Raw genomic sequence first — 23,811 nt, 5'->3', positions numbered from 1 at the left:
TGGCCGTCACCCGGCCAGGTAGGCTGGGCGGGTGAGCAGTGACATCGAGCTGGGCCGCGGCAAGCGGGGTCGACCCGCGTACACGTTCGACGACATCGCGGTCGTGCCCTCGCGGCGCACGCGCAACCCCGAGGACGTCTCCACGACGTGGGCGATCGACGCGTACACGTTCGACGTGCCCGTCGTCGGCGCGCCGATGGACTCGGTCGTGAGCCCGCAGACCGCGATCATGCTGGGCAAGCTCGGCGGCCTCGGCGTCCTCGACCTCGAGGGTCTGTGGACGCGCTATGAGGACCCGGAGCCACTGCTCGCGGAGATCGCGTCGCTGCCCGAGCGCTCCGCGACCGCCCGCATGCAGGCGCTCTACTCCGAGCCGATCAAGCCCGAGCTCATCACGGCGCGTCTCGCCGAGATCCGCGACGCCGGCGTCACGGTGGCCGGCGCGCTGTCGCCGCAGCGCACGAAGGAGCTCTACGAGACGGTCGTCGCCGCGGGCGTCGACCTGTTCGTGATCCGGGGCACCACGGTGTCCGCCGAGCACGTCTCGAGCGCGGCCGAGCCGCTGAACCTCAAGGAGTTCATCTACGAGCTCGACGTGCCGGTCATCGTCGGCGGCGTCGGCACGTACACGGCCGCCCTCCACCTCATGCGCACGGGCGCGGCCGGCGTGCTCGTCGGCTTCGGCGGGGGAGCCGCGTCGACGACCCGCGCGACCCTCGGCGTCACCACGCCCATGGCGACCGCGGTCGCCGACGTGGCCGGTGCGCGCCGCGACTACCTCGACGAGTCGGGCGGCCGCTACGTGCACGTGATCGCCGACGGCGGCGTCGGGACCTCGGGCGACATCGTGAAGGCGCTCGCCATGGGCGCGGACGCGGTGATGCTCGGCGTCGCGCTCGCCCGCGCGACCGATGCGCCCGGCAACGGCTACCACTGGGGCCCCGAGGCGCACCACCCGAAGCTCCCGCGCGGCCACCGCGTCAAGGTCGACCAGGTCGGCACGCTCGAGGAGGTCCTCTACGGGCCCGCTCTCGTGGCGGATGGCACGGCGAACCTCATCGGGGCGCTGCGCAAGTCGATGGCGACGACGGGATACTCCGACCTGAAGGAGTTCCAGCGCGTCGACGTCGTCGTGAACCCCGTGCACTGATGGCCGATCCCGCGCCATCCGCTGCGAGCGAGACGCAGGTCTTCCCGCCGACGCTGCGCGAGGTCATGCTGCGGCCGCGCTGGATCGCGATGCTGCTGCTGTGCCTCGTCGTGGCCGGCGTGTTCTCGTGGCTCCTGCAGTGGCAGCTCGCGCGCGCGATCGACACCGATCCCCCGAGGACGGCGCGACCGAGATCATCCGCCCGATCGACGAGGTCGTGCGGCCGGGGCAGTACCTCGACGACGCGCTCGTCGGCCAGAAGGTCTCCCTTGAAGGCCAGTGGGTGCCCGGCGACTTCATCGTCGTCTCGTCGCGCTTCGACGACGGCGTCGAGGGCTACTGGGTCACGGGGCAGTTCGCCCTCGCGGTCTACCCCGAGAGCCGCTCGATCGCCGTCGCGCTCGGCTGGACCGCCTCCCGCGAGGACGCCGACGCCGCCGTGGCCGCACTCGAGGAGCGCGCGGAGGAGAAGTACGTCGCCCCCGAGCTGCGGCACGTCGTCGACTGGCAGCCGACGCCGCTCACCGGGCGGGTCATCTCCGACGAGGGGCCGCAGCTGCCGCCGGGTGAGGACGTCGACGAGATGACGCGGATGTCGCCTGCCGCGCTGCTCAGCCGATGGCACGACACCGAGATCGACGGCGAGCGGATCGACGTCTACCGCCCGTACCTCACCTCGGATGACCCGGTCGCGGGCCTCGTCGAGACGGAGCTGACGGCGATCTCGTCGCCGGCTCCCGAGGTGGCGGGGCCGGTCAACTGGCTGAATCTCTTCTACGCGGTCGAGTGGGCGGTGTTCGCGGCGTTCTCGTTCTACCTCTGGTATCGCCTCGCGAAGGACGCGTGGGAGCGCGAGCTCGAGGAGCTCGCGGGCGGCGACCCCGACGACGAGTAGCCGTGGCCTCCGAAGCTGATCGGCGCACGGGCCCGCCCGCTGAGCGGGTCGAGGAGCTCGCCCGGCGGATCGAGCTCGCCGCGCGCACCCGGCGGCGGTTCCTGCTCGGGGTCGCGGGCAGCCCAGGGGGAGGGAAGACCACCCTCGCGGCGGCCCTGGTGGCGGCGCTCAACGCGCGCCATGCGGGCATCGCGGTCGCGTTGCCGATGGACGGGTTCCATCTCGCGAACGCGACGCTCGAGCGCCTGGGCCTTGGCGACCGCAAGGGAGCGATCGACACGTTCGACGGCTGGGGATTCGTCGCGCTCCTCGACAGGGTCCGCCGCGAGACGGATCACACGGTCTACGCGCCCGCGTTCGAGCGCGACGTCGACGAGGGCGTGTCCGGGGCGATCGCGATCGAGCCGACGGCTCGGGTCGTCATCGTCGAGGGCAACTACCTGCTCATCGACCGGGAGCCGTGGCTCGGCGTCCGGGAGCGGATGGATGAGGTCTGGTTCTGCGCGACGCCCCCTGCCGAGCGCGAGTCACGGCTTGTCGAGCGGCACACACGGCACGGGCGGACGCCTGAGGCGGCCGCAGCGTGGGCACGCGACGTCGACGGCGCGAACGCCGTGCTGATCGAGGGATCGCGCGTCCGCGCCGACCTCGTCGTCTCGGGGATCACCGGCGAGTCGCTGGGGCCGCCGACGGGCTGACCTCGACGGCGGACGGTGCCCCGCCCGCGCAGCGGCCGCGGCCATCCGCCCATCGGCGAACCGCCAGGTGCGCCCCCACTAGAATCGAGGTATGCCACAGCCGCGGGTCTCATCCTTCCCCCAGATCCGCCGGGCGCTCCGCTTCTACCAGGTCTGCTCGGTCATCACGGGCGTCGGACTGCTTCTCCTGTGCGCCGAGATGGTGCTGAAGTACACGCCGCAGCTGGCCGTCGAGCTGTTCTTCCTCGACTCCCACGGCCTCTTCGCGTTCCGCGAGGTCGTCCCGAGCCCGACGGGGGAGCTCATCTCGACCGGTGACGGCGTCAACCTGTCGCTCGGCATCCTCATCGTCCACGGCTGGTTCTACGTCGTGTACCTCTTCGCGTGCTTCCGCGTGTGGAGCCTCATGCGCTGGCCGTTCTGGCGCTTCCTGCTGCTCGCCGGCGGCGGCGTCGTGCCGTTCCTCTCCTTCTTCATGGAGTACTTCGTCGCCCGCGACGTCAAGCGCTACCTCGCCCAGCGCGAGGAGACCGCCGCCGAGAAGCGGGCCGCCAAGGCCGCCTCCGGCCCCTCGACTCCGTCCGCACCGACCCAGGAGGTCCCCCGATGAGCGCAGACACCGCTGCGCGCCCCGTCCTCGTCGTCGACTTCGGCGCGCAGTACGCCCAGCTCATCGCACGTCGCGTGCGCGAGGCGGGCGTCTACAGCGAGCTGGTGCCGCACACGATCACGGCCGCAGAGGTCGCCGAGAAGAACCCCGTCGCGATCATCCTCTCGGGTGGGCCGTCGTCGGTGTACGAGCCCGGCGCACCCTCCCTCGATCCCGGCGTCTTCGAGCTCGGGATCCCCACGCTCGGCATCTGCTACGGCTTCCAGGTCATGGCCCAGGCGCTCGGCGGCGAGGTCGCCCACACCGGTCTGCGCGAGTACGGCGCGACCGATGCGGCCGTCGTCGGAGACGGCGGCGTCCTGCTGGGCGGCCAGCCCAGCGAGCAGAACGTGTGGATGAGCCACGGCGACCAGGTCGCCCAGGCGCCAGAGGGCTTCCAGGTGCTGGCCTCCACGGCCGTCACGCCCGTCGCCGCCTTCGGGGACGACGAGCGCTGCCTCTACGGCGTGCAGTGGCACCCCGAGGTGAAGCACTCCGACTTCGGCCAGAACGTGCTGGAGAACTTCCTGCACAAGGCCGCGGGCCTCCCCGCCGACTGGAACAGCGGCAACGTCATCGAGGAGCAGGTGCAGCGCATCCGGGAGCAGGTCGGCTCGGCGCGCGTCATCTCGGCCCTCTCCGGCGGCGTGGACTCGGCCGTCTCGACGGCCCTCGTGCACCGCGCGATCGGCGACCAGCTGACCGCCGTCTTCGTCGACCACGGGCTCCTCCGCAAGGGAGAGCGCGAGCAGGTCGAGAAGGACTACGTCGCCTCGACGGGCGTCCGCCTCATCACGGTCGACGCGGCCGAGACCTTCCTCGGCCACCTCGCGGGCGTCACCGACCCCGAGGAGAAGCGCAAGATCATCGGCCGCGAGTTCATCCGCGCCTTCGAGAAGGTGCAGCGCGAGCTCGTCGAGGAGGCCAAGGCCGAGGGCGAGCCCATCCGCTTCCTCGTCCAGGGCACCCTCTACCCCGACGTGGTGGAGTCGGGCGGCGGCGCGGGCACGGCGAACATCAAGAGCCACCACAACGTCGGCGGCCTGCCCGACGACCTCGACTTCGAGCTCATCGAGCCGCTGCGCACCCTGTTCAAGGACGAGGTGCGTGCGATCGGCCGCGAGCTCGGCCTCCCCGAGGCGATCGTCGGCCGCCAGCCCTTTCCGGGGCCCGGCCTTGGCATCCGCATCGTGGGCGAGGTCACCGCTGACCGTCTCGAGATCCTGCGTGACGCCGACGCCATCGCGCGCGAGGAGCTGAGCGCGGCGGGCCTCGACAGCGAGATCTGGCAGTGCCCCGTCGTGCTGCTCGCCGACGTCCGCTCGGTGGGTGTGCAGGGCGACGGCCGCACGTACGGCCATCCGATCGTGCTGCGTCCGGTCTCGAGCGAGGACGCGATGACCGCCGACTGGACGCGTCTGCCGTACGACGTGCTGTCGAAGATCTCCAACCGCATCACGAACGAGGTGCGCGAGGTGAACCGCGTCGTGCTTGACGTCACCTCGAAGCCCCCGGGGACGATCGAGTGGGAGTGATCCCGCCCCGCTGAAGGCCGTCGCTGCACCCGCAGCGGCGGCCTTCGCCGTTCAGAGGCTGTTCAGCACCGCCCGCTCGTCGACCGTCCATCGCTGCATGCGATTGTCCGAGAACGCGTAGCCCAGCACCCGATAACGGTCGCTCTTCGTGTAGGGGCGCAGATTCCCGTCGTACTCCGAGGTGTGCTTCGCGAAGTCCCACGCGAACGGGCTGCCCTTCGGGTTGAGCATGACGAAGTACTCACCGGGAGGGAGCACGTTCATCTCGATCGGATGCTCGACGCGCTCGCCGTGCATCGTCACGTCGATGACGATGTCGTGGAAGGTCGAGCCTGATGTGTTGGACACGACGACGCCGTAGACGCGCGGGTCGCGCTCGACGTCTGTCACAGCCCAGGCCGTGAGCTCTGTCGCCTGCGCCTTCCGCTCACGATCTTCCTCAGCAAGGCGGCGACGACGCTCGCCGATGTACTGAAACGCTGCGATCGCGATCGCCAGCGTAGTGAGCCACGTGGGCAGATCACCCAACCAGTTCGGCCAATCCATGAGCATCCCCCTGCTCCTGTGCGCCCGTCGGGCGCGCCTGACACCATCCTGCCTCGCGCGACTCGCGCCCGCGAGAATGGGACGATGACGTCCTACCGCATGCGCGACCGGCTCATCCGCGATCACACCGTCACCGTGCCCCTCGACTGGACCGCACCCGACGACGGCCGCACCATGGAGGTGTTCGCCCGCGAGGTCGCCCACGTCGACCGCGTCGACGCACCGCTGCTCGTCTTCCTCCAGGGCGGTCCGGGCGGCACCGGGCCGCGCCCGATGCCCGGCGGCGGAGACTGGATCGACGAGGTGCTGAAGACGCACCGGCTGCTGCTCCTCGACCAGCGCGGCACGGGGCGCTCCACGCGTGTCGAACGCGCCTCGATCGCCGGCATGAGCGCGGACGACGCGGCCGCCTACATCCGCCTCTTCCGTGCTGAGCAGATCGTCGCCGACCTCGAGCACCTCCGCCGTACGGTGTTCGGCGGTGTGCGCTGGCAGACGCTCGGGCAGAGCTACGGAGGCTTCCTCACGCTCACGTATCTGTCCTTCCATCCCGAAGCCCTCGCCGCCTCGTACGTCACGGGCGGGCTCACCTCGGTCGATCCCGATCCCGTCGAGGTCTACCGCCGCACGATCCCGCGCGTCGAGGCGAAGACCGCCGAGTTCTACCGTCGCTACCCGGAGGACGCCGACACGCTCGCGCGCATCGTCGACATCGTCGAGGGCTCCGACGTGCGCCTGCCCAGCGGCGACCGGCTCTCCGCGCGCCGGCTGCAGACGCTCGGCATCGAGTTCGGCATGAAGCCGGGTTTCGAGCGGATGCACTGGCTCCTCGACGAGGCCTTCTCGCGCCCGGGCGTGCTGAGCGATCACTTCCTCGCCGAAGTCGACGCCGCCACGCAGTACTGGCGCGGACCGCTGTACGCGCTCCTGCAGGAGGAGATCTACGCGGATGGCGACGGCGCGACCGCGTGGGCCGCTCAGCGGGTGCGTGACGAGCGGGGCGGACTGCCCGCGACCGACGGGCCGATGCCGTTCACGGGGGAGATGTTCTTCCCGTGGATGTTCGACGAGATCGCGTCGCTGCGGCCCTTCCGCGATGCCGCGCATGCGCTCGCGGATCGCGTCGACCATCCGCGCCTGTACGACCGGACGCGGCTCGCGCGCAACGAGGTGCCCGTCGCCGCCGCGATGTACTACGACGACATGTACGTCGACTTCCCGCAGGCCGAGGAGACCGCGCGCTTCGTGCCGCACACGCACCTCTGGGTGACGAACGAGTACGAGCACGACGGGCTCCGTCAGGACCCGCGCATCGTGCGCGCCCTCATCGACCGCGTCGTCGCCGAGGGCGGACCGCTCGCCTGAACCGGCGGTGGCGGCTGTCCGGGTCGCCCGGGTGGCGCCGCCGGATGTCCGGGTCGCGGTTGCCGTCCGTATTGGGGGTGTTGGGGACGCGAAGTGCGACCTGGGCGGCGGCCGCCGATGTCCGGGTCGCAGTTGCCGTCCGTATTCGGGCAGTTGGGGACGCGAACTGCGACCTGGACGAACGGCTGCGGCTTGGGCGGCGGACGCCGATGTTCGGGTCGCGGTTTCCGTCTGTATTCGGGCTGTTGGGGACGCGAACTGCGACCTGGACGGTCCCGCCGACCCCCCCAACCCCGCACCCGGCCACAACCCGGCCCCCCAACCCCGCCCCCGCCGACCCGTGTACGCTTGTACACACATCCGCAGATCGCGGCTGGATCAGGAGACCCGGTGAGCATGTCCTCCCCTCCCTCGCGCGAGGCGCGCAGGGCCCGCGGCGCGGTGTCCGCGCTCTTCTTCACGAACGGCGCGATCTACGCCAACGTCATCCCGCGCTTCCCCGAGATCAAGGACGCGCTGGGCCTCAGCGATACGCTCTACGGCGCCTCCATCGCGGCGATGCCGGTCGGCGCGCTCCTGTCGGGGCTCGCCGCTGCCGCGATCATCCGCCGTCTCGGATCCGGCCGCGTCGCGGTCATCGGCTCCGTGCTCCTCGCCGCCACGATGCTCGGGGTCGGCCTCGCGCCGGTGCCGATCCTCTTCGCCCTCGGCCTCTTCCTCGCGGGCGTCCTCGACTCGGTGACCGATGTGGGGCAGAACGCCCATGGCCTGCGCGTGCAGAAGCGGTACGGGCGGTCGATCATCAACGGCTTCCACGCCATCTGGTCGCTCGGCGCGGTCGTCGGCGGCTTCATGTCGGCCGGAGCGATCGCGATCGGCCTCCCGCTCGGCGTGCACCTGGCGATCACCGGGGCGCTCTTCGCCGCGACGGCGATCGTCGCGCTGCGCTTCTGCCTGCCCGGTCCCGAGGAGGAGTCGGGCGGCGCCGAGACGCCGACCACCGCCGCAGCGGCCCCGACCGCGCGCCGGACGCCGCGCATCGCGCTCGTCATGGCCGGGCTGGCGGTCATCGCGATCGCCGGGACGATCGTCGAGGAGGTCGGCAGCTCCTGGGCGACCCTCTACATGGGCGAATCGCTCGGCGCGCCCGCGGCGCTCGCGGCGATAGGCTTCATCGCGCTCATCGGGTTCCAGTTCATCGGCCGCCTCGTCGGCGACCGCCTCGTCGACCGGTTCGGGCAGCGGATGGTCGCGGTCGCGGGCGGCGCGCTCGTCGCGGTCGGCATGGGGTCGGCTCTCGCATGGCCCTCGGTCCCGCTCACCCTCGTCGGCTTCGCCGCGGCGGGATTCGGCGTCGCGACGCTCGTGCCGGCCGCCATGCATGCGGCCGACGAGCTGCCGGGCCTGCGCCCCGGCACCGGGCTCACCGTCGTGACGTGGCTCATGCGCCTCGGGTTCCTCATCTCACCGCTCGTCATCGGCACGATCTCCGATGCGACCGAGCTGAGGGTGAGCCTCGTCATCGTGCCGGTGGCGGGTCTGCTCGTGATCGCGCTCTCAGGCTTCCTCGAGCGGCGGCGAGCGTAGCCGTTCTGCTCTGGGCGGAAAGGGGTGCGCGCGCGAGCCGCGATGCCTACCGTGAGGGCATGGCCGAACTGCTTCCGCTCCCGTCGCGCCCCGTCGAGCCGGATCCGCTGTGGCGACATCTCGTCGGCGACCGGCTGCGGCGCATGCGCCACGAGCGCGGGGAGACGCTCGCCGAGGTCGCGCGGCGCGCGGGCGTGTCGGTGCAGTACCTCTCCGAGGTCGAGCGCGGGCGCAAGGAGCCCTCGAGCGAGATCGTCGCGGCCATCCTCGGCGCTCTCGGCGGCACGCTCCTCGACCTGACCGCCGGCGTGGCGGACGACCTGCGCGCGACGGCGCTGGCCCCCGCGACGCTGCAGGCGCCGGGCGCGGTGCTCGCCCTCGCCGCCTGACGGCCGACCGGGGCGCGATCGCCGCGCCCCGGCCATCCTGCCCTCCGCCCTCAGTGCCGTTCCAGGACGACGTCGGCGAGCCCGTACTCGACGGCGGCGCGCGCGGTGAAGACGCGGTCGCGGTCCGTGTCGCGGCGCAGGGTCTCGACGTCGTGCCCGGTGTGGCGCGACAGGATTCCCTCCATGTCGCCGCGCACGCGCACGAGCTCGTCGGCGTGCAGGATGAGGTCGGGGATGGCCCCGCGCCCCTGCGCCGCCGGCTGGTTGAGCACGACGCGCGCGTGCGGGAGCACGGCTCGCTTGCCGGGCGCCCCCGCTGCGAGCAGCACGGCGCCGACGCCGATGGCCTGGCCGACGCACGTCGTCGCGACGTCGGGTCGGATGTACTGCAGCGTGTCGTAGACGCCGAGCATGGCCGCGGGGTCGCCGCCCTCGCAGTTGATGTAGAGCTGCACGTCGCGGTCGGGCGCGGACGACTCGAGATGCAGCAGCTGCGCGATGAGCGCGTTCGCGACGCCCGCGTCGATGGGCGTGCCGAGGTACACGACCCGCTCGGCGAGCAGGTGCGAGTACACGTCCATGATGCGCTCGCCGCGGCCGTCGCGGGTGATGACGCTGGGGATCGTGTAGGTGCTCATGCCGCCTCCGCTCCGAGCCCGATGCGGACGCGCCGCTCGGGCATGACCTCGTGGAATCCGCTCACGATCGCGTCGATGAAGCCGTACTCCCTGGCCTCCTCTGCCGTGAACCAGTTGTCGTGCAGCGAGTCCTCGAAGACGCGCGCGAGCGGCTGGCCGGTGTCCTCGCTGATGAGGCCGAGCACCGTGTCGCGCAGCCGGCGGAGGTCGTCGGCCTGCAGCTCGACGTCGACGGCCGTGCCTCCGATGCCCGAGGAGCCCTGATGCAGCAGGATCCGGGCGTGGGGGAGGGCGCGGCGCTTGCCGGGCGTCCCCGCAGAGAGCAGGAACTGCCCCGCGCTGCAGGCCAGGCCGATCGCGAGCGTCGAGACGTCGCACGGCACGAGCCGCATCACGTCGCGGATCGCGAGCATCGACGGCACGGAGCCGCCGGGGGAGTGGATCCACAGCGCGATCTCGCCCTGCGGATCCTCGGCGGCGAGCGCGAGCATCTGCGTCGTGAGGAGCATGCCGTTGTCGTCGTCGAGCACGCCGTCGAGCACGAGCACGCGGCGGTGGTAGAGCTCACGGCGGGCCTCCGCCGTGAACTGCGGGATCTTCGGTTCGTCTGCCATGCACCCAGCGTGCGCGCGCCATCCGCTCGCCGGGCGGGAATCGGCTCAGGGCGGATCTGCCCCGAGCGGATGGCCGCGACGCGAGAGAGCGGATGGCCGCGCCGATGGAGAGCGGATGGCCGTGCCGCGAGGACGCGCTCGGCGCTCAGGCGCGCCCGAACGTCTCCGGATCGACGGGCCGAGTGCGCCGCGGGAGCCCCTGCACGACAAGGAGGTACGACTCGGTCACGAGCTCGTCGACGAGCTCCGGCGTGAGCCCCGGGCCGGGCGTGAGGGTGATCCAGTGCCGCTTGTTCATGTGGTAGCCGGGGGCGATCTCGGCGAACGTCGCGCGCAGCGCCTCCCCGTCCTCGGGGCGCGCCTTGAGGTTGACCATCGCCCCTCCGCCGCGCACGGTCTGCAGCATGAAGACCTTGCCGCGCACCTTGAAGACCTCCCACTCGGGTCCGAACGGGTACTCGAGCGTCATGCCCGGGAGCTCCTCCGCGCGCTCGGCCGCGTGGCGCTGCAGGTCGTCGCCGTCCATCCGCACTCTCCTCGTCGTCGGTCCTCCGTCAGCGTACGCATCCGCGCGGAGTCACAGACCGGTCACGTCGGTCGTGACCGGAACGGACATCGCCCGTAACACCGCGACGCGTCCCGCGAAACGTCGTGCCGCCATCCTGGAGGCACCCCTCGAGATCCACGGAGTCGCCATGTCCTACGTGAAGCCCGCCGACCTCGTCACGCGCATGATCGATGCCGGCGAGTCGAAGATCCTCATGTCCACCCGCGACACGATCATCCGCGCGTTCATGGGCGGGGCCATCCTCGCCCTGGGCGCCGCGTTCGCCGTGACCGTGTCGACGAACACGGGTCAGCCGCTTCTGGGCGCCCTGCTCTTCCCTGCGGGATTCGTGCTGCTGTACCTGCTCGGTTTCGACCTCCTCACCGGCGTCTTCACGCTCGCCCCCCTGGCCTGGCTCGACAAGCGCCCTGGCGTCTCGGGCGGCGGCGTGCTGCGCAACTGGGGGCTCGTGTTCCTCGGCAACTTCCTCGGCGCGTTCACGGTCGCGGTGCTCATGGCGATCGTGTTCACCTACGGCTTCGCCGCCGAGCCGAACGCGATCGGCCAGGCCATCGGCGAGATCGGTCACGGCCGCACGGTCGGATACGCGGAGTACGGCGCCTCGGGCATGCTGACGCTCTTCGTGCGCGGCGTCCTCTGCAACTGGATGGTGTCGACCGGCGTCGTCGCGGCGATGATGTCGGACAGCGTCGCGAGCAAGGTCATCGCGATGTGGCTGCCCATCATGCTCTTCTTCTACATGGGCTTCGAGCACTCGATCGTGAACATGTTCCTGTTCCCGTCGGGTCTGCTCCTCGGCGCCGACTTCACGCTCGTGGACTACCTCGTGTGGAACGAGATCCCCACCGTCGTCGGCAACCTCGTGGGCGGTCTCTCGTTCGTGGGTCTCACGATCTACGCCACGCACGGCCGGACGGCCCCGAAGCGCGTCGCGCTCGTGAAGCCGAACGGCAAGCGCTTCGCGGCCGCCCCGACCCGGGTGCCGGCCGAGCTCGCCGACCAGCTCTGAGACCGACGGGAGCCGGGACGCCTCGCGCGTCCCGGCTCCCGCATGTCCGGGCATCCTGTTCGGGTGTGCCGTTTGAGCTCGCTCCTTCGGGGGTACCGGGATTCGGATGGCTGGGGCTGGTGTGCGCGTGTCGGCCCCAGCGGGCGACGTGTGCCCCACGGGTCCGATTCCGGGGACGGTGGGTGAGGGAGCGTCGCGTCGTTCCGGTGTCGGGATTCGGATGGCTGGGGCTGGTGTGCGCGTGTCGGCCTCAGTGGGCGACGTGCGCACCACGGGTCCGATTCCGGGGACGGCGGGCACGGCCTGGTGCGGGGAGGCGGCTCAGCCGCGCCCGCCGCCCGGGCCGCCCATCCCTCCGCCGCCCATCCCTCCGGCGAGGGCCTGGCCGGTCGTCGCGGTCGCGACGGAGGCGCCGTCGACCGAGATGTCATACGACGCACCCGATACGACGTCGGCGCTCGAGAACACCACGGCCCCGAAGTCCTTCTCGGCGGTCGTCGAGAACAGCACCGTGCCGTCCTCCGCGACGATCTCGACGGTCGACCCGGCTGCGCCCGACGCGGAAGCCGCGACCCAGGCCTGAGCCGATTCCGTCGCGGGGGAGCCGCTCATGCCGCCCGAGTCGAGCGCGAGCACCGTGCCTCCCGAGATCGTGAGCGACCCGTTCGTGTCGAGCGCGCCGTTGCCCGAGCTCGTCGGGCCGTAGACGACCGTCGTGCCGCCCGTGATCTCCATCGAGCCGTTCGAGTCGAGCCCGTCGCCGTCGGAGTCGATCGTGATCTCGCCGCCCGCGATGAGCACGAGCTCGCCGGAGTCCTGCATGCCGCCTCCTCCCATGCCGCCCTGCATCTCCTCACCCGACGCCGTGTCGGAGCTCGAGCCCGCCGATCCGTTGATGCCGTCGTCGGTCGCCGTGATGTCGATGACGCCCCCGCCGATCGCGATCGTGCCGGCCTCGATGCCCTCCTCCGCCGAGATCGCGATGTCTCCGCCCGTGATGACGACGTCGGTGTAGCCGTCGATCCCGTCGCTGCCTGCGGCGATGTCGAGCGTGCCGCCCTCGATCTCGACGTAGCCCTGGGTCTCGTCCGCATCCTGATCGGAGGCGAGTCCGTCGCCGCCGGCGTCCACGGTGATCGTGCCGTCGCGGACCGTCAGCGAGTCGTTGCCCTTCAGCCCGTCGTCGGCGGCGGTCACGCTGATCTCGCCGGAGAGGATGACGAGGTCGTCCTTGCTCGCGACGCCGTCCTCGGCTTCCCCCTCGACGGTGAGCGCTCCTGTGCCGGAGATCGTCAGATCGGCGTCGGCCCAGATCGCGGCGTTCGCGTCGGCATCGGCGGAATACGCGCCCGTCGAGGCGACGGCGTTGGTCGAGCCCTCGGCGAGGAAGAGCGCGACGTCGTCGGCGGTCGTCACCTGGATGGCCGGGGCATCGGCTGCCGCGATCGTCGCGCCGTCGAGGATGAGCACGACCTGCGCGTCGTCGGGCGCGGCCACGACGATCGATCCCGTGTAGTCGCCCGACAGACGGTACACGCCGGCCTCGGCGATGGTCACCGTGCCGTCCGCGACCGTCACGCCCGGGGCATCCGTCGTGGCTTCGGTTCCCGACAGGGCGATGTCGACGGCGTCGTCGGCCGACCACTCGTCGTCGTTCACGACGGTCTGGTCGGCGTTGGCGTCGCTCACCGCGGTGACGCTCGCGACCTCGGCGGTCGAGGCCGAGCTCGCCGTGGACGACGACGCGGACGAGGAGTCCGACGTGGAGCCGGCTGCGGTGTCGGTGGCCGCGCTCGCGATGGCGGAGCAGCCGGTGACGGCCGAGACGGCGAGGGCGAAGGCGAGGCCGAGGCCCACACGCGCGGTGCGGGCGGAGCGGCGGGGTTCGGTGTTCATGAGGGCTCCAGTCGGGTCAGGCGGCGGGTGCGAAGTGGGTGCGGAGCACGCGGCTCCATTTGTTGGAGGGCAGATCGGGGTGCAGGGCGGCAAGGCCCGTGGCGAACTTGCTGATGCCGACCGGGCGGACACCTCCGCGCCAGAGCAGCCGGTCGAGTGACGACGCGCGAGCGGCGGACTTCGTCTCGACGATCACGAGGTCGGGGCGGTGCATCCGTCCGCCCCAGGCATCGGCCCACGCGAGCTCGGTGTCGATCGTCGCGCGGGCGCCCTCGGGCAGGAGCAGCGTCGTGCGCCGGTAGGCCGTGTGCAGCGTCGGCGTGAGCGTGTCGGCGATGCCGGCGTCGAGACCGAGCGACGCGACGGCCTCGGCGGCGTAGCCGCGGCCCTCGTCGGTGAGGCGGTCGACCGCGTCGGCGGGGTGCGCGATCCGCTCCTTCACGGTCGTGCCGCGGCTGCCACGCGTCTTCATCTCGAGGAAGGCCGCGTCGGTGTCGACGTAGTGCCGCGCGCGCAGCTTGAAGCGGCGCCGCCGGCCGAGCGCCGCGAGGCGGTAGCTCAGGAGATCGGGGGTGTCGAAGTACATCGTGCCGTACTGCGACGCGCGGTCGCCGTCGATCTCCAGGACCCGGGTGCGGCGATCGACCTGATCGAGGATCCGGACGGCGTCGTCGGCCGTCATGAGGTACTTGCGGTCGACGCGGGTGAGCAGCTCCGCCTCCTCGACGAGCTCGTCGAGGGACAGCGGGGTGAAGCGGCCCGCGAACCGCTCCGAGAGGCTCACGCGGCCACCTCCTCGCGGACGGCGGAGATGCGGATGGCCGCGGCCGGGCGCACGCGATAGCGCACGTCCACGAGCGTGGTGTCGTTGACGAAGTCGATGTGCTGAACGGAGAACGCCCGCACCTCGCCCCCGAGCCGCTCCTCGAGCGCGCACCGCAGCTGGTCGTCGTCGCCGATGGCCTCGTCGAGCTCGACCGTGCGGTGCCGGTAGGAGGCGAACAGAGCGGGATGGTCGACGACGGCGAGAGCGAGCACGACGACCGCGACGAGCACGGTCGGGAGCACGTCGAACGTCGGCGCGAGGCCCGTCAGCAGCCCGATGGCGAGCGCCGCGAAGTAGTAGGCGACCTCGCGCTGAGAGATCTCGCTCGAGCGGAGGCGGATGATCGACAGGACGCCGAACAGACCCAGCCCCAGGCCGACGGCCACCTCGGCCGAAGCGAGCACATTCGACACCGCGAAGACGCCGATGTTGACGCCGAAGAACGCGACGACGAGGTCGCGCCGCCGGTGGCGGTGGAAGTAGACGGCGACCGTGAGCAGCGTGATGGCGGCCAGGTCGACGGCGAGCATCGTGAGATCGGGCATGTCGTTCACCTTTCGTTCACTTCAGTGAAGCGGCGCGGTCTATGCGCCTCCTATGGCCCGATCAAGCGAGGACCAGGGGTTTCGCCGGCGCTCGGTCGGCTGCGCGCGCGTGCGCGAACACCCACGCGCGCTGCACCAGGAACCCGGCGAGCCAGAGCGCCGCCTCGGTGGCGACCTTGGCGATGACGAGGCCCACGCCGAGCGTGTCGAGGATGGTCATGAGGGTCACGTTCGCGACGAGCACGACCGCCGCGAGGGCGGCGTAGCGCGCGAGCTCGACGCGCAGGGGAGCGCGCTGTCGACGGCGTCCGAAGACCCAGATGCGGTTCACGGCGAAGTTCAGGCTCGCGCTCACGACGCGGGCGCCCGCGATCGATCCCTGCAGCCATCCGCTCGCGAGGAGGAGCAGCCAGAGCAGGAGCGCGTCGACCGCTGCCGCGAGCACCGACGACGCGAGGAACGCAGCCAGCGGAGCCACGACGCGCAGCGAGTCGCGCAGCGGGCGGAAATGCGAGCTGCGGTTCTCGTCGAGGTAGACCGTCCGGATGGGCGTCTGCAGGATCCGGAAGCCGGCCCGCGCCGAGCGGAGGAGCATGATCGCCTCGTACTCGAAGCGGTCGCCCGGCAGGCGCGACGCCCACGGGAGCGCGGCAGCAGGCAGCCCCCGCAGCCCCGTCTGCGTGTCGACGACCCGGACGCCCGTGGCGACCGCGAACATCCGCGCAGACACCGCGTTGCCGAAGCGGCTGCGCAGCGGCACGTCGTCGCCCCGGAAGTCGCGCACGCCGAGCACGATCGCGTCAGGGCTCCCCTCCACCTCACGCGCGACCCGCACGATGTCGTCGGGGGCATGCTGCCCGTCCGCGTCCGCGGTGACGACGGGAGCGTCGGGGTGCGCCGTGCGTGCGTGCCGGAAGAGCGTGCGCAGCGCGGCCCCCTTGCCGCGGTTCGCGCCGTGGCTCAGCACCTCGATGCCTGCGGCCTCGAGCGAGGCGAAGACGGGCGCCGACGCCACGCCGCTGCCGTCGTCCACGACGACGATGTCGAGCGAGGGATCGCGCTCGTGCAGGGCCGTGGCGAGGTCGACGAGCCGGTGGTCCGGCTCGTAGGCCGGGATCGCGACGACGGTCACGCCGCGCCGCCGATGTAGAGGATGTCGCTCGTCGCCCGCTCGCCGCCGTTGGAGGGCCGGTTGACGACCTCGCCATCGAACCACATCTCGCTCGAGCCGCCGCCGTCGAGGTTGTACGCGGTCTGCACGCCGAGGCCCTGCATGATCTCGGCGAGCTCGGGCAGGGTCGCGCCGCGGCTGTACCCCTCCTCGCGTCCGTCGACGACGACGAAGAGGAGGTGCGTCGCATCGATCACGCCGATCGCGGTGCGCGGCTGCTCGCCCTGGATCGAGTGGTTGCCGAAGTTCGTGTCGACCTCCACCTCGTCGACGCCCTCGACGACGGCGCCGTCGCGCACGAGCGCCGGGCCGAACGAGAGCGTCGTCCAGACACCCGCGTCGACGAGGGCCTGCGCCGTGGTCGCGGTCTCGTCGTAGATCTCGGCGCGCCCGTCGGCGTAGAGGGCGAGGCCCTCGCGCGCCCCCGCATCGCGGTACGCGACCCCGTTGCGCACCTGGATGCCCGTGTCGCGGAAGCCGTAGTAGTCGCCGTTGACGGCGAACCAGGCGCCGTGCGCCTCGGCCATCTCCGACACGAGCTGCGTCACGTTCTCGCCGAACTGGTCGTGCGCGAACGCCGTGCGGAGGTCGGTCGGGTCGCCCAGCGTCACGTGCGCGACGAAGAAGGTGAGGGTGTCGGCGCCCGTGCCCGTCGTGACGGTCTCGATCGAGACGGTGCTCGCACTCGAGGTCGAAGCCGTCTCGGAGACCGCGGTGCCGGACGCCTCCTCGGCCGCCGCGACGCTCGCGACCTCGACATGCGGGACGAGGAATCGGTCGGCCGCCCACCAGGCGGCCGTGCCGGCGCCGGCGACAGCCGTCGCCCCGCCGATGAGAAAGGCTCTGCGTGAGAGGATCCGTCGTTCGCTCATGGCCCGATGCTCGAGCGCGCGGCTATGCGGTCGCTATGGCACCGGGATGACGGGGCTCCGGCTTCCTCTGGAGACGCCGGGAGAGACGACGAAGGCCGCCCCGCGGAGCGGGACGGCCTTCGATCGTCTGCGGCTGCTTACTCGCTGCCGCGGAGGATGGCGATGATGCGCAGGATCTCGACGTACAGCCAGACGACCGTGACCATGATGCCGAAGGCGGCCTGCCAGCCGAACTTGCGCGGGGCGCCGTTGCGGACGCCCTGCTGCACCATGTCGAAGTCGAGCACGAGCGAGTACGCCGCCATGATGACGACGAGCACGCCGATCGCGACACCGAGCCATCCCGAGCGGAGACCCCAGCCGTCCACGATCCCCGTGAACGAGAGCACGAGGTTGAGGAGCGAGAAGACGAGGTACCCGATCATCGCGATCATGAAGATCTTGGTCGCACGGGCCGAGGCGCGGACCTTGCCGCTGGCGAAGAGGGCGAGCGTCACGCCGATGACCGAGACGGTCGCCAGCGTGGCCTGCATGATGATGCCGGGCCAGATGAGCTCGAAGTAGGCGGAGATGCCGCCGACGAAGAGCCCCTCGAACGCCGCGTAGGCGAAGATCAGCGGAACGCTCGGCGTCTTCTTGAACGCGTTCACGAGGCCGAGGATGCCGCCGCCGATCATGCCGATGATCCACGGCATCATCGACGCGTTGGCGAGGTTGTTGGTCGCGATCGCCGGCGCGAAGGTCCAGAAGTAGCCGACCGTCGCGAGCACGAGCATGACCGCGAACAGGCCCACGGTCTTCCAGATCGTGTCCTCGACCGTCATGCGGCCGGTCTCGCGTGCGCCGGCCGGCGGCGCGGCGAGCATGCCCTCCATCTGGGCGTTCGCCGCGGCGTCGACGCCCATGTGGGCGAACTGCCCGGCCTGGACGCCTGCGGGCGGCGGGGTGGTGGGCGTTCCGTACTGCGCGGCCTGCGGGCCACCGGGGTAGCTCTGAACCGCGCGCGGATCGGGGGAGAAGACGGGATTGTTGAAACCGGGGCTGGCCATGATGCGGTCACTCCTATGGTCTGCTGACGGCGCGGTCTCATCGTCGAGCTTCGCGGAAGCCCCACGATGATGCTGTCCCTCCAGAGTAGTCACGCGATGCTATGGGAGGGCTGTGATTCGGAAAGCGTTCACGCGCGGCGAAATCCCGGTTCCCGCGCGCTGGCTAGCCTTCTCGTATGCCCCGTCGCCATCCGCTCGTCATCGGCCACCGCGGAGCACCGGGGTATCGGCCCGAGCACTCGCGCTCGTCCTACGCCCTCGCCTTCGCGATGGGCGTCGACGCCGTCGAGCCCGATGTCGTCGCCACGCGCGACGGCGTGCTCGTGGTCCGGCACGAGAACGAGATCTCCGGCACGACCGATGTCGCCGACCATCCCGAGTTCGCCGACCGTCGGACGGTGAAGACCGTCGACGGCGAGCGGCTCGACGGCTGGTTCACGGAGGACTTCACGTGGGACGAGCTCGCGACCCTGCGCACGCGCGAGCGGATCCCCGACCTGCGGCCCGCGAGCGCGACGTTCGACGGGGCCGAGCCCATCCTGCGGCTGGACGAGCTGCTCGAGCTCGTCCGCGCGGCGTCCGCCGAGCACGGGCGCGAGATCGGAGTCGTGCTCGAGATCAAGCACGCGACGTACTTCGAGCGCCTCGGCCTCGATCTCGTGCCCCTCATCGAGCGCGACCTCGCCACCGCGGGCTGGCTGGACGGGTCGCTCCCTCTCATCGTCGAGGCGTTCGAGGAGACGGTGCTGCGTCGGCTGCGTGCGCGCGGCGTGCCCGGGACCTACATCCACCTGCTCGAAGCCCGGGGGACGGCCTTCGACCTCCTCGTGCGCGATGGCGCCGCGGCGCGCAGCTACGCGCAGACGGCGACGCCGGCCGGTCTCGACGAGCTCGTCGGCGTGGTCGACGGCATCAGCGTCGACAAGCGCATGATCCTCCGCCCCGACGGCGCGGGACGCGCGACCGGGCCGGGCGGGCTCGTCGCCGACGCGCACGACCGCGGGCTGGAGGTGTTCACCTGGACCTGCCGCCCCGAGAACGCGTTCCTCGTTCCCGAGTTCCGCGGCGCGGGCGGGCGCGCGGCGTTCGGCGACTACGCGGCCGAGTGGGAGCTCGTGCGCGCGAGCGGGGTGGACGGCGTGTTCGTCGACCATCCCGATCTGGGGGCGGACGTGTTCCGCGCCCCCGTCGTCAGCTGACGGAGGAGCTCATGTCGGCCCGGAAGATCCGACCGAGGCACCGCTCTGCGGTGCGGGCGTCGGACGCCTGGATGGCCGTGGCGACCTCGCGCGCGCGTGCCGCGATGAACTCCGGAGGGTTCAGCAGCGGATGGCCGCCCCGCGTGCTGCGCATGAGCTCACCCCACGCGCGGTCGAAGGACACGCGGAGGAACGGGTTGCCCGCGGCCTCGATGGTCGCATCGAAGGCCACTCGCGCGGCCCCGTAGAGCACCTCCGGCGTGTGCTGGCCCTCGTCGCACAGCGCGGCGAGCGCGCGGAACAGCTGCGCCAGGCGCACCCGCGCGGCACTGTCGACCCGCGCGAGCGCGAGATGGAGGCCGATGCCGACCTCGATCCCCAGGCACTCCATCGCGATGTGGAAGCGGTCGGGGGCGTGCTCGGCGACGCGGTAGAAGCGGCTGCGGGTCTCGCGGACGAGCCCCACGCGCTCCAGCTCGCGCAGCGCGACGCGCACGATCGCGCGAGGGATCCCGAGCTCGTCGGCGATCACCGCGTCGCGGATCCGCGCTCCCGGCGGCAGCGCTCCTGTCCTGATCGCCTCGCGCACGTGCTCCGACGTGCGCTTCATCTCCCCGGCGTGCTCGACGACACGCACCTGCCCCCTGTATCGCTGCATGGCAGACCCCCTTGGACACACGGTAGCGCCACCGGCGCTTCGTGCAACAGGGTGTCGTGGGGTCAGTCGCGCGAGGTCGTCGCGTCGAACAGCTCGAGGATGCTCTGCTCGGCGCGCAGCGCGTCCGCGCTCTCGATCGCGTCGCGCAGCTCGTCGAAGAGCGCCGACACCGCGTCGTCCACGGCGATCGCGAAGCTGCCGCTGCGGATGTTGCGCTCGAGCGCGAACCGCGCGTCCATCGTGACGGAGCGGAAGACCGGGTTCTCCGTCTGGTCGACGAGGAACAGGAAGCACGCGAAGTAGCTCTCGCGCGCGCGGTCGCGATCGCCGGCGGCGAGTGCCGTTCGCAGGTCCTCGAGCAGCTCGAGGCTGCGCCTGCGCGCGGCGTCGTCCATCCGCTCCACGGCCATCCGCGCGGCCACGCCGGTCTGGTAGCGCGCGAACTCGATGCTCGCGGTCACCATCTCGGGCGTGATCTCGGTCACGCGCGTGAAGCGGCTCGCCGACATCTCGATGAGCCCCTCCCGCTCGAGGCGCTGCAGAGCCTCGCGGACCGGCATGCGCGAGACCCCCAGGCTCTCGGCGATGTCGAGGTCGCGGATGCGCTCTCCGGGCGCGAAGGAGCCGTCGACGATGGCCGCCGCGATCCTGTCGTACACGGCGTCGCCCAGTCGTGTCGGCGATAGGTCGAGTTTCCCAGTGAAATTCGGCATCGTAACCTCCCCAGTCGATGCGAACGGATGAACACTACTCCTCGCACCTGCGATATGTCGCTCTCACCAGCTGTGTTGTTCCTCCGGAATACGGGTACATCTGCCCTTGTCAGGGGCCCGCCCTACACTCGAAGGGACATGACAGACGCGCTCTTCCCCCTCTCCGCCGCCGCCGACGACGACCTGCTGAAGGGGCTCAATCCGCCGCAGCGCGAGGCCGTCGAGTACCGCGGCCCCGCTCTGCTCATCGTGGCGGGTGCCGGGTCGGGCAAGACGCGGGTCCTCACGCACCGCATCGCCTCGCTCCTGCGCAGTAGGGAGGCATGGCCGAGCCAGATCCTCGCGATCACCTTCACGAACAAGGCCGCGGGCGAGATGCGCGAGCGCGTCGAGCAGATCGTGGGCGACAGCGCGCGCGGCATGTGGATCTCGACGTTCCACTCGGCGTGCGTGCGCATCCTGCGCCGCGAGGCCGAGCAGTTCGGCTTCACGAAGGCGTTCACGATCTACGACTCCGGCGACTCGCGCGCGCTCCTCAAGCGCCTCGTGCGCGAGCGCGAGGCCGACGCGCTCGGGCTGACCCCGGCCGGCGTGCAGTCGCGCATCTCCAAGCTCAAGAACGAGCTCGCCGACGCCGAGTCGTACGCGCGCGACGCCAACATGAACGACCCCGCCGAGCGGAAGTTCGTCGAGATCTTCGGCGACTACCAGCGCGAGCTACAGAAGGCGAACGCCTTCGACTTCGACGACCTCATCGCGCAGACCGTCTTCCTCTTCCGAGCGTTCCCGCACGTCGCCGACGTCTACCGCAAGCGGTTCCGCCACATCCTCGTCGACGAGTACCAGGACACGAACCACGCGCAGTACCAGCTCATCCGCGAGCTGACGCGGCCCGTGCAGGCGGAAGCGGCCGGCGGCATGGTGTTCGAGGACGAGCCGGCGGCCTCCCTCACGGTCGTCGGCGACTCGGACCAGTCGATCTACGCGTTCCGCGGGGCGGACATCCGCAACATCACCGAGTTCGAGCGCGACTTCCCCGGCGCGAAGGTCGTCCTCCTCGAGCAGAACTACCGGTCGAGCCAGAACATCCTCGACGCGGCGAACGCGGTGATCCGCAACAACTTCGACCGCAAGGACAAGCGCCTCTGGAGCGACCAGGGCGAGGGCGAGAAGATCGTCGGCTTCACGGGCTACTCGCAGCACGATGAGGCGCAGTTCGTCGCCGACGAGATCGAGAAGCTGCGGCGCTCGGGCATCGACTACCAGCAGATGGCCGTGTTCTACCGCACGAACTCGCAGTCCCGTGCGCTCGAGGAGATCTTCATCCGCGCCGCAGTGCCCTACAAGATCATGGGCGGCACGAAGTTCTACGACCGCGCGGAGATCAAGGACGCCCTGGCCTACCTCGTCGCCGTGGCGAACCCCGCCGACGAGATGGCCGTGCGGCGCATCCTGAACAAGCCCAAGCGCGGCATCGGCGACGTCACCGAGACGACGATCGCGCGATTCGCGGCCGACAACGGCCTGTCGTTCCGCGACGCGCTCGCGCACCCGGCGGAGATGGGGCTCGGCCCCAAGCTGCAGAAGGCGATCGCCCAGCTCGACGAGGTGCTCCGCGAGGCGAGCGGGATCCTGTTCCCCGCCTCGGGGGAGCAGGCGCCGCCATCCGCGGTCACGGAGGGCCTGCAGGTGCTCCTCAACAAGAGCGGCTACCTCGACGCGCTGCGCATGAGCCGCGATCCGCAGGACGAGGCGCGCGTCGAGAACCTCGACGAGCTCGTCGCCGTCACGCGCGAGTTCGCGCGGAACAACCCCGAGGGCACGATCGTCGACTTCCTCACCGAGGTCGCGCTCGTCGCCGACACCGACGACCTCGACGACGAGTCGGGTGCCGTCTCGCTCATGACGCTGCACACGGCGAAGGGGCTCGAGTTCGACGCCGTGTTCGTCACGGGCGTCGAGGAGGACCTCATCCCGCACCGCATCTCGGCGGGCGAGCCGGGCGGCCCGCAGGAGGAGCGGCGCCTGTTCTACGTCGGCATCACGCGGGCCCGCAAGCGCCTCTACCTGTCGCTCGCGATGACCCGTGCGCAGTTCGGCGAGGTCACGGTCGCGATGCCGAGCCGGTTCCTGCAGGAGATCCCGGCGGCCCTCATCGACTGGAAGCAGTCTCCCGGCGACGTGAACTCCCGCGGCGGAACCCAGTCGCGCGCCCTCAACGCGCGCCGACCCGGCGGATCGAGCGACCGCTGGGGTGTGAAGCCGCTGCCGGCCGGCGGGGGCCTCAAGCCGAAGTCGACCGCGATGGACCGCTTCCCCGGGCTCGTCACGAACAAGGTGCGCGACAACGGAAACCTCGAGCTCGCCGCGGGCGACCGCATCCGCCACGACGACTTCGGCGAGGGGACCGTCGACGCGATCACGGGGGAGGGCGCCAAGCGCATCGCGCACGTGCGCTTCGACGAGGCCGGAGCCAAGAAGCTCCTCATCAAGGTCGCGCCGATCGCCAAGCTCTAGCCCGCGCTCGGCTCTGCGCCGCCGTCGACGATCGCCATCCCGCGGCCCCGGAGGCGGCGCCGCTCGCCCTCGAGGAAGCCGACGAGGCGCTCGCGTGTGCCGCGCGCGTGCGCTGCGACGAGCGCCGTCGCCGTCTCGGCCTCGCGCGCGAGGATCGCATCGAGGATGGCCGCATGCTCGTCGCGCGCGTGGGCGCGCGCCTGCGGCGTGCGCACCTCGAGCCATCGCGTGCGGCTCAGACGCGTCATCACGTCGGCCAGCGCGTCGGCGAAGAACGCGTTGCCCGACAGGCGCGCGAGGGCGACGTGGAAGTCGCCGCCGTCGCGGACGCCCGCCTCCTCGTCGTCGTGCTCGGGTTCCTCGGCGAGCGCGCGGAGCGCCGCGAGGTCGTCGTCCGACGCCCGGTCGACGACGAGGGCGACGGCCCCGGTCTCCACGGCCTCGCGGAACTCCATGGCCGCGTGCACCTCGCTGAGGTCGATCGGCGCGACCCGCCACCCGCGACCATCCCGCCGCGTGAGCCCCTCGCCCTCGAGGCGGAGGAGGGCGGCGCGGATCGGGGTGCGCGATGCGCCGGTCAGCGGCTCCAGCCCGCGCTCGCTGAGGGACTCGCCGGGGAGCAGATCGAACGACAGGATGGCCGCGCGCAGGGTCGCATAGGGGGCGCGGTCGTCGGTGTGCGGCATGGCATCCTCCAGTGGTATACCAGTACGGTACACCGA

Annotated in this window: 24 protein-coding genes; 11 read left to right on the top strand and 13 right to left on the bottom strand. The window is 71.3% G+C overall.

The genetic code is table 11. The features are described 5' to 3' along the window. The first annotated feature begins 31 nt into the window (after window positions 1–31). The 5 genes from GC092_RS11990 to guaA all read left to right on the top strand — a co-directional run bounded on the left by GC092_RS11990 (window position 32) and on the right by guaA (window position 4,927). On the top strand, window positions 32–1,150 hold the full coding sequence (locus tag GC092_RS11990; protein ID WP_271172329.1) for a GuaB3 family IMP dehydrogenase-related protein: 1,119 nt from the start codon (window positions 32–34) through the stop codon (window positions 1,148–1,150). A gap of 139 nt (window positions 1,151–1,289) precedes the next feature. Next, window positions 1,290–2,045: an SURF1 family cytochrome oxidase biogenesis protein gene (locus GC092_RS11985; protein WP_324012152.1), complete on the top strand. Its 756-nt coding sequence runs from the start codon at window positions 1,290–1,292 to the stop codon at window positions 2,043–2,045. Window positions 2,046–2,047: 2 nt separating this feature from the next. Continuing rightward, entirely contained in the window at window positions 2,048–2,743 is a 696-nt protein-coding gene (locus tag GC092_RS11980; RefSeq protein WP_324012150.1) for a nucleoside/nucleotide kinase family protein, read from the top strand. 91 nt (window positions 2,744–2,834) lie between these two features. After that, entirely contained in the window at window positions 2,835–3,353 is a 519-nt protein-coding gene (locus GC092_RS11975) for a DUF3817 domain-containing protein (protein ID WP_324012148.1), read from the top strand. Continuing rightward, on the top strand, window positions 3,350–4,927 hold the full coding sequence (gene guaA, locus GC092_RS11970; RefSeq protein ID WP_324012146.1) for a glutamine-hydrolyzing GMP synthase: 1,578 nt from the start codon (window positions 3,350–3,352) through the stop codon (window positions 4,925–4,927). Before GC092_RS11975 ends, guaA begins: the two co-directional genes overlap by 4 nt. Window positions 4,928–4,978: 51 nt before the next feature. On the opposite strand, the gene GC092_RS11965 is transcribed toward guaA, so the two are convergent. Further along, entirely contained in the window at window positions 4,979–5,479 is a 501-nt protein-coding gene (locus GC092_RS11965; RefSeq protein WP_324012144.1) for a hypothetical protein, read from the bottom strand. Between the two features lie 78 nt (window positions 5,480–5,557). Between GC092_RS11965 and GC092_RS11960 the strand changes: the two genes are divergently transcribed. The 3 genes from GC092_RS11960 (at window position 5,558) to GC092_RS11950 (ending at window position 8,814) form a co-directional block, all read left to right on the top strand. Next, window positions 5,558–6,838 carry an alpha/beta fold hydrolase gene (locus tag GC092_RS11960; RefSeq protein WP_324012143.1) on the top strand — a complete coding sequence of 427 codons (1,281 nt, stop codon included), beginning with the start codon at window positions 5,558–5,560 and terminating at the stop codon, window positions 6,836–6,838. Between the two features lie 396 nt (window positions 6,839–7,234). Continuing rightward, window positions 7,235–8,425: an MFS transporter gene (locus GC092_RS11955; protein ID WP_324012141.1), complete on the top strand. Its 1,191-nt coding sequence runs from the start codon at window positions 7,235–7,237 to the stop codon at window positions 8,423–8,425. A 59-nt stretch (window positions 8,426–8,484) separates the two neighbouring features. Beyond that, window positions 8,485–8,814: a helix-turn-helix domain-containing protein gene (locus tag GC092_RS11950; RefSeq protein ID WP_271172321.1), complete on the top strand. Its 330-nt coding sequence runs from the start codon at window positions 8,485–8,487 to the stop codon at window positions 8,812–8,814. A gap of 50 nt (window positions 8,815–8,864) precedes the next feature. Here GC092_RS11950 and GC092_RS11945 read toward each other — a convergent pair whose 3' ends face one another. The 3 genes from GC092_RS11945 to GC092_RS11935 all read right to left on the bottom strand — a co-directional run bounded on the left by GC092_RS11945 (window position 8,865) and on the right by GC092_RS11935 (window position 10,592). Further along, window positions 8,865–9,452 carry a ClpP family protease gene (locus tag GC092_RS11945; RefSeq protein ID WP_324012139.1) on the bottom strand — a complete coding sequence of 196 codons (588 nt, stop codon included), beginning with the start codon at window positions 9,450–9,452 and terminating at the stop codon, window positions 8,865–8,867. After that, window positions 9,449–10,066: a ClpP family protease gene (locus GC092_RS11940; protein WP_324012137.1), complete on the bottom strand. Its 618-nt coding sequence runs from the start codon at window positions 10,064–10,066 to the stop codon at window positions 9,449–9,451. Before GC092_RS11940 ends, GC092_RS11945 begins: the two co-directional genes overlap by 4 nt. A 145-nt stretch (window positions 10,067–10,211) precedes the next feature. Then, window positions 10,212–10,592 (bottom strand): MmcQ/YjbR family DNA-binding protein, encoded by a 381-nt coding sequence (locus tag GC092_RS11935; protein WP_324012135.1) that lies wholly within the window; start codon window positions 10,590–10,592, stop codon window positions 10,212–10,214. 169 nt (window positions 10,593–10,761) lie between these two features. Here GC092_RS11935 and GC092_RS11930 point away from each other — a divergent pair, with 169 nt between their 5' ends. Further along, on the top strand, window positions 10,762–11,643 hold the full coding sequence (locus GC092_RS11930; protein WP_282978187.1) for a formate/nitrite transporter family protein: 882 nt from the start codon (window positions 10,762–10,764) through the stop codon (window positions 11,641–11,643). A gap of 321 nt (window positions 11,644–11,964) precedes the next feature. On the opposite strand, the gene GC092_RS11925 is transcribed toward GC092_RS11930, so the two are convergent. From GC092_RS11925 to GC092_RS11900, 6 genes are all read right to left on the bottom strand, one after another. After that, window positions 11,965–13,539, bottom strand: a complete 1,575-nt coding sequence (locus tag GC092_RS11925) for a carbohydrate-binding domain-containing protein (protein WP_324012132.1) — start codon at window positions 13,537–13,539, stop codon at window positions 11,965–11,967. A gap of 16 nt (window positions 13,540–13,555) precedes the next feature. Beyond that, window positions 13,556–14,323: a polyphosphate polymerase domain-containing protein gene (locus tag GC092_RS11920; protein WP_324012130.1), complete on the bottom strand. Its 768-nt coding sequence runs from the start codon at window positions 14,321–14,323 to the stop codon at window positions 13,556–13,558. Beyond that, complete coding sequence (locus GC092_RS11915; protein ID WP_271172314.1) at window positions 14,320–14,910, bottom strand: DUF4956 domain-containing protein; 591 nt, start codon at window positions 14,908–14,910, stop codon at window positions 14,320–14,322. Before GC092_RS11915 ends, GC092_RS11920 begins: the two co-directional genes overlap by 4 nt. Window positions 14,911–14,971: 61 nt before the next feature. Beyond that, window positions 14,972–16,042, bottom strand: a complete 1,071-nt coding sequence (locus GC092_RS11910; RefSeq protein ID WP_324012127.1) for a glycosyltransferase — start codon at window positions 16,040–16,042, stop codon at window positions 14,972–14,974. Continuing rightward, complete coding sequence (locus tag GC092_RS11905; protein ID WP_324012125.1) at window positions 16,039–16,953, bottom strand: phosphodiester glycosidase family protein; 915 nt, start codon at window positions 16,951–16,953, stop codon at window positions 16,039–16,041. The genes GC092_RS11910 and GC092_RS11905 overlap by 4 nt, the downstream gene beginning before the upstream one ends. 137 nt (window positions 16,954–17,090) lie before the next feature. Further along, on the bottom strand, window positions 17,091–18,002 hold the full coding sequence (locus GC092_RS11900) for a Bax inhibitor-1/YccA family protein (RefSeq protein ID WP_324012124.1): 912 nt from the start codon (window positions 18,000–18,002) through the stop codon (window positions 17,091–17,093). Between the two features lie 176 nt (window positions 18,003–18,178). On the opposite strand from GC092_RS11900, the gene GC092_RS11895 reads away from it, so the two are divergent. Next, complete coding sequence (locus tag GC092_RS11895) at window positions 18,179–19,201, top strand: glycerophosphodiester phosphodiesterase family protein (protein WP_324012122.1); 1,023 nt, start codon at window positions 18,179–18,181, stop codon at window positions 19,199–19,201. Here GC092_RS11895 and GC092_RS11890 read toward each other — a convergent pair. Then, window positions 19,194–19,859 carry a GntR family transcriptional regulator gene (locus tag GC092_RS11890; protein WP_271172309.1) on the bottom strand — a complete coding sequence of 222 codons (666 nt, stop codon included), beginning with the start codon at window positions 19,857–19,859 and terminating at the stop codon, window positions 19,194–19,196. The genes GC092_RS11895 and GC092_RS11890 overlap by 8 nt on opposite strands. A gap of 62 nt (window positions 19,860–19,921) precedes the next feature. Further along, complete coding sequence (locus tag GC092_RS11885) at window positions 19,922–20,518, bottom strand: GntR family transcriptional regulator (RefSeq protein ID WP_324012119.1); 597 nt, start codon at window positions 20,516–20,518, stop codon at window positions 19,922–19,924. A gap of 192 nt (window positions 20,519–20,710) precedes the next feature. On the opposite strand from GC092_RS11885, the gene GC092_RS11880 reads away from it, so the two are divergent. Then, window positions 20,711–23,089 carry an ATP-dependent helicase gene (locus tag GC092_RS11880; RefSeq protein WP_324012117.1) on the top strand — a complete coding sequence of 793 codons (2,379 nt, stop codon included), beginning with the start codon at window positions 20,711–20,713 and terminating at the stop codon, window positions 23,087–23,089. Here GC092_RS11880 and GC092_RS11875 read toward each other — a convergent pair. Further along, window positions 23,086–23,775 (bottom strand): GntR family transcriptional regulator, encoded by a 690-nt coding sequence (locus tag GC092_RS11875; RefSeq protein ID WP_324012115.1) that lies wholly within the window; start codon window positions 23,773–23,775, stop codon window positions 23,086–23,088. The genes GC092_RS11880 and GC092_RS11875 overlap by 4 nt on opposite strands. Between the last annotated feature and the right edge of the window lie 36 nt (window positions 23,776–23,811).

Origin of the sequence: Microbacterium sp. JZ37 (assembly GCF_035188445.1) — a bacterium.
GTDB classification, from domain to species: domain Bacteria; phylum Actinomycetota; class Actinomycetes; order Actinomycetales; family Microbacteriaceae; genus Microbacterium; species Microbacterium barkeri.
Note: the sequence above shows the minus strand (reverse complement) of the source record. Positions and strands in the feature narration are given on the sequence as shown.

Bases quoted from the DNA above. Each gene is read 5' to 3' on its own strand.
- GC092_RS11975 (WP_324012148.1), top strand. From the start codon at position 2,835: ATGCCACAGCCGCGGGTCTCATCCTTCCCCCAGATCCGCCGGGCGCTC.
- guaA (WP_324012146.1), top strand. From the start codon at position 3,350: ATGAGCGCAGACACCGCTGCGCGCCCCGTCCTCGTCGTCGACTTCGGC.
- GC092_RS11965 (WP_324012144.1), bottom strand. From the start codon at position 5,479: ATGCTCATGGATTGGCCGAACTGGTTGGGTGATCTGCCCACGTGGCTC.
- GC092_RS11960 (WP_324012143.1), top strand. From the start codon at position 5,558: ATGACGTCCTACCGCATGCGCGACCGGCTCATCCGCGATCACACCGTC.
- GC092_RS11955 (WP_324012141.1), top strand. From the start codon at position 7,235: ATGTCCTCCCCTCCCTCGCGCGAGGCGCGCAGGGCCCGCGGCGCGGTG.
- GC092_RS11950 (WP_271172321.1), top strand. From the start codon at position 8,485: ATGGCCGAACTGCTTCCGCTCCCGTCGCGCCCCGTCGAGCCGGATCCG.
- GC092_RS11945 (WP_324012139.1), bottom strand. From the start codon at position 9,452: ATGAGCACCTACACGATCCCCAGCGTCATCACCCGCGACGGCCGCGGC.
- GC092_RS11940 (WP_324012137.1), bottom strand. From the start codon at position 10,066: ATGGCAGACGAACCGAAGATCCCGCAGTTCACGGCGGAGGCCCGCCGT.
- GC092_RS11935 (WP_324012135.1), bottom strand. From the start codon at position 10,592: ATGGACGGCGACGACCTGCAGCGCCACGCGGCCGAGCGCGCGGAGGAG.
- GC092_RS11930 (WP_282978187.1), top strand. From the start codon at position 10,762: ATGTCCTACGTGAAGCCCGCCGACCTCGTCACGCGCATGATCGATGCC.
- GC092_RS11925 (WP_324012132.1), bottom strand. From the start codon at position 13,539: ATGAACACCGAACCCCGCCGCTCCGCCCGCACCGCGCGTGTGGGCCTC.
- GC092_RS11915 (WP_271172314.1), bottom strand. From the start codon at position 14,910: ATGCCCGATCTCACGATGCTCGCCGTCGACCTGGCCGCCATCACGCTG.
- GC092_RS11905 (WP_324012125.1), bottom strand. From the start codon at position 16,953: ATGAGCGAACGACGGATCCTCTCACGCAGAGCCTTTCTCATCGGCGGG.
- GC092_RS11900 (WP_324012124.1), bottom strand. From the start codon at position 18,002: ATGGCCAGCCCCGGTTTCAACAATCCCGTCTTCTCCCCCGATCCGCGC.
- GC092_RS11895 (WP_324012122.1), top strand. From the start codon at position 18,179: ATGCCCCGTCGCCATCCGCTCGTCATCGGCCACCGCGGAGCACCGGGG.
- GC092_RS11890 (WP_271172309.1), bottom strand. From the start codon at position 19,859: ATGCAGCGATACAGGGGGCAGGTGCGTGTCGTCGAGCACGCCGGGGAG.
- GC092_RS11880 (WP_324012117.1), top strand. From the start codon at position 20,711: ATGACAGACGCGCTCTTCCCCCTCTCCGCCGCCGCCGACGACGACCTG.
- GC092_RS11875 (WP_324012115.1), bottom strand. From the start codon at position 23,775: ATGCCGCACACCGACGACCGCGCCCCCTATGCGACCCTGCGCGCGGCC.